At 69.5% G+C, this 3,667-nt stretch carries 4 protein-coding genes; 3 read left to right on the top strand and 1 reads right to left on the bottom strand.

Going from position 1 to position 3,667, the window contains the following annotated elements; all coding sequences use genetic code 11:
- Positions 1-289 precede the first annotated feature (289 nt).
- Positions 290-1,336, top strand: coding sequence for a methyltransferase (locus GT354_RS15335; RefSeq protein ID WP_161356872.1), 1,047 nt, complete (start codon positions 290-292; stop codon positions 1,334-1,336).
- A 130-nt stretch (positions 1,337-1,466) separates the two neighbouring features.
- Here GT354_RS15335 and GT354_RS15330 read toward each other — a convergent pair whose 3' ends face one another.
- On the bottom strand, positions 1,467-1,883 hold the full coding sequence (locus GT354_RS15330; protein ID WP_161356871.1) for a helix-turn-helix domain-containing protein: 417 nt from the start codon (positions 1,881-1,883) through the stop codon (positions 1,467-1,469).
- 117 nt (positions 1,884-2,000) lie between these two features.
- Here GT354_RS15330 and GT354_RS15325 point away from each other — a divergent pair, with 117 nt between their 5' ends.
- A complete protein-coding gene (locus GT354_RS15325) occupies positions 2,001-2,564 on the top strand; it encodes an SRPBCC domain-containing protein (protein WP_161356870.1) in 564 nt (187 codons plus the stop codon).
- A 166-nt stretch (positions 2,565-2,730) separates the two neighbouring features.
- Positions 2,731-3,294, top strand: coding sequence for an NAD(P)H-dependent oxidoreductase (locus GT354_RS15320; protein WP_161356869.1), 564 nt, complete (start codon positions 2,731-2,733; stop codon positions 3,292-3,294).
- The last annotated feature ends 373 nt before the right edge of the window (positions 3,295-3,667 follow it).

Here is a 3,667-nt window from a genome sequence, read left to right as displayed (position 1 = left end):
TCTGGCGAACCGCGTCGACAAGGCCGGCCCCGCAGCCCGCTGAGCCACAGCGCGCGCCGCTCCCCCGGCCGCCGGCGCGGCCGTGCGGCAGTGAAGGCGCCGGCCGAGGTCGGCCGTTCGACGCAGCCCGGGTCGGCGATTGGCGAAGCCCGGGTCGGCCGTTCGACGCAGCTCGGGTCGATCGTTGGACGAAAGAGATGCGGCGGGCTGCGAGGAATCCACGTCCGCGTCGTACACCGTCTGCCACGATGAGGCGACAGCACGGCCCCCACGACGAGGAGGTCATCCGGTGAGCGATGTCCAACCCCAACCGGCCGACGCCACCGACCCGGACGACCGAGCCTCGGCGGCGTACCTGATCGACGAGGCGCTGGCCTACCTCTACCCCGCCGCGCTCCGGGCGGCCGCCGTCGTCGGGGTGGCCGACCATCTGGCCGAAGGCCCGCGCACCCCGGCCGAGTTGGCGAGCCGGACCGGCACCGACCCGGCGTACCTCCACCGCGTCCTGCGACTGCTTGCCACCCGCGGCCTGTTCGCCGAGGACGGCGCCGGGGCCTTCCGGCTCACCGCCGCCGGCAGCGCGCTGCGCAGTGACGCCCCGCTTTCCGTCCGGGCCGCCGTCCTGATGATCACCGACCGCTCCAGGTGGCTGCCGGCCGGCGAGATGGACCGCTGCCTGCGCGAGGGCCGGTCGGCCTTCGACGCGATCTTCGGCATGCCGTTCTTCGATCACTTCGCGCGGGACGCCGCCACGGCCGCCGTCTTCCACGACGGGATGGCGGCCATGTCCGATCCGGAGGACCAACCCATCGCCGACGCGTACGACTTCCCGGAGCACGGCGTGGTGGTCGATGTCGGCGGCGGCCACGGCGGTCTGCTCCGGGCCGCCCTGCGCGGCCGGCCCGGACTGCACGGCGTGCTCTACGACCGAGAGCACGTGCTGGCGGGTCACCGCTTGGAGTCCCCGGACCTCGCAGGGCGCTGGCGACCGGTCGAGGGCGACTTCTTCGCCTCGGTCCCCGACGGCGCCGAGATCTACATGATGAAGCGGATCACTCACGACTGGGACGACGAGCACTGCGTCACGCTGCTGCGCAACTGCCGCCGCGCGATGGCCCCCGACGGCCGGGTCCTGGTCATGGACGCCGTCATCCCGCCCGGCGACGCCCGACACCAGGCCAAGGCGCTGGACCTGATGATGATGGCCTCCCTGGCCGGCCGGGAACGCACCGCGTCGGAGTTCGCGGCCCTCTTCGCCGAGGCCGGCCTCCGACTCGACCGCATCCTCGACACCCCCACGGTCCTGTCCATCGTCGAGGCCGTGGCCGCCGACTGACGCGCGGCCCTCGGCCCGTCGGACCCCGAGCGGGCGATCTCACGATGCCCGCCGGGTGAGGACGGTAGTACTTCCTTGCTCGGTTCCGACGAGGGCCGGGATGTCGGCAGGGCTCATGCCGGGCCGGGAATCAGCGCAGCCGTCCGGCTTGCCGGGCTTGCGCTTCGAACGCGGTCCGGTTCCGGATGACCTCCACCTGGTGCTCCCGGACCCAGTGGACGACGCCGTCCACGGCGTCGCCGAGCGACCGGCCCAGCGGTGTGAGGGCGTACTCGACGCGGGGTGGGACTTCCGCGTACGCCGTTCTCGCCACCAGACCGTCATGGGTCAGGAGCCGCAAGGTCTGGCTGAGCATCCGCTGTGAGATGCCTGCCACTTGTTCGTACAGGGCGGTGAAGCGTAGCGGCCCGGGCGCGAGCGCGGTGATCACCAGGACGGTCCATTTGTCTCCCACCCGGGCGAGCACGTCCCGCACGAGTTCGATGGTCTCGATGCATTCCGGGGCAACTCCCCTGGCCACGAGGTCGGAACGAAGGGGTGCGGCCATACGATTCTTCCTCCCGCGTACGCAAGTGACGTCGAAGTGCGTGACCCCGCGCCGGATCAATCCGCGGGACCATGCCGTTTCCTACTGATCGTAACTTGCAGACAGGAGCGCACAGTCATGACCGAAAACCAGGACGGCGCAGTAGGGCAGACGCATGGCACGCCGCCCGAGGCGGTCCCCGATGGTGTCCGGCACGACACGTTCACTGTGGCGCTACGCCTCTCCGTGTCCCCCGCCGAGGTGTTCCGTGCGTTCGCCGACTCCGACCTTCGGCGGCGGTGGTTCAAGCTCCCCGGCAGCGGAGCAACGTACGAACACGACTTCCGCGTCGGCGGTGGTGAGACCGCGTACAGCACCTTCACAACTCTCGATACACCCCCGCAGCGGCTCAAGTATTGGTCGCGGTATATCGACATCGCCCCGGATGCCCGAATCGTCTACGTCTACGAGTCTCACGTCGACGACATGCTGCGCTGGACCTCCCTCGCGACCGTCGAGCTGCGCGCCGAGCCGGGTGGGACCGAGCTCGCCTGGACGGAACAGGTCGCGTTCGTGGCACCGACAGGCGACGGAAGCGACGACCTACGGCATGTTCGCGGCGGGACACGTCTGCGGTTGAACGGCCTCGTAGCGGCTCTCGCATCACCCGGCACGCCGAGGAGGATCACCTCGCACACATGACATGCGGCGCTCGGGTCAACGCCGGCGCGGTTCTTCCCCGAAGGTGCGTAACCGACTTCGAAGTGCGTAAGAGGTGCCGGGGCCGGCCCCGGCATCCTCGCTTCATACTGACAGTAAGTTTTGGCGTGCTCGCGCCTCTTCCCCCCACCACGACATGGAGACGCACATGACCCGAATCGGGATCATCCTCGGCACCACCCGCCCCGGACGCGTTGGACCTCAGGTCGCGCAGTGGGTCGAGAAGACGGCCGGGGCACGCGAGGACGCCGACTTCGAACTGGTCGACCTCGCCGACTACGACCTGCCCCTGTTCGACGAGCCACGATCCCCGTTGATGGGCGCATACGAGCATGCCCACACCCGCGCCTGGAGCGCCCGGGTCGCCGAGCTCGACGGGTTCGTCTTCGTCACCCCCGAATACAACCGGTCGATCCCGTCGGCGCTCAAAAACGCCATCGATTTCCTCTACGGCGAGTGGAACAACAAAGCCGCCGGCTTCGTCGCGTACGGCAGCAACGTCAGTGGCGCTCGCGCCGTCGAACACCTGCGACTCATCGCCGGAGCGCTGCAACTGGCAACCGTGCGTACCCAGGTCAACCTGTCACTCGTGACCGACTTCGAGAAATTCACGACGTTCGAGCCTGCCGCACGCCACGACGATGCGCTCCAGCAGATGCTTACCGAAGTGATCGCCTGGACCAACGCGCTCGCACCGCTCCGCCAAGCCTGAACCCGCTGCCCGGGTGCGCGGGCGGCCGGATCGTCGTCGCGGTCGACGTCGGCCCGTGGTTGCGATCGGCCGCTCCCCCGGCGGTGACCGCGAACCAACTCCGTTCCGCGGTGGGCGAGTCGACGAAGGCCGGTCACCGGTCGGACACCGACGGCCGCCCGCTCGAACACGGACGCGCATTCGCCCTCGACAGACCCGACACCTGGTCCGAGCCGAACACACGACCGTCACCGAGGTCACCCCTTACGGCATCGCGGGCGGAGACGGAGCGCACATGGTTAAGAAATAAGGTTGCCTACGTAAAGAGACGCGGCGGAGCCGTGTCCACCCGCGCATACGCGCGAGCCGGGGTCCGCTGCGCGCGCGAAGCCGC

Origin of the sequence: Streptomyces sp. SID3343 (assembly GCF_009865215.1) — a bacterium.
GTDB lineage: Bacteria > Actinomycetota > Actinomycetes > Streptomycetales > Streptomycetaceae > Embleya.
This window is presented reverse-complemented; position numbering and strand designations above follow the sequence as displayed.

Coding starts and splice junctions, on each gene's coding strand:
- GT354_RS15330 (WP_161356871.1), bottom strand. CDS start 1,883: ATGGCCGCACCCCTTCGTTCCGACCTCGTGGCCAGGGGAGTTGCCCCG.
- GT354_RS15325 (WP_161356870.1), top strand. CDS start 2,001: ATGACCGAAAACCAGGACGGCGCAGTAGGGCAGACGCATGGCACGCCG.
- GT354_RS15320 (WP_161356869.1), top strand. CDS start 2,731: ATGACCCGAATCGGGATCATCCTCGGCACCACCCGCCCCGGACGCGTT.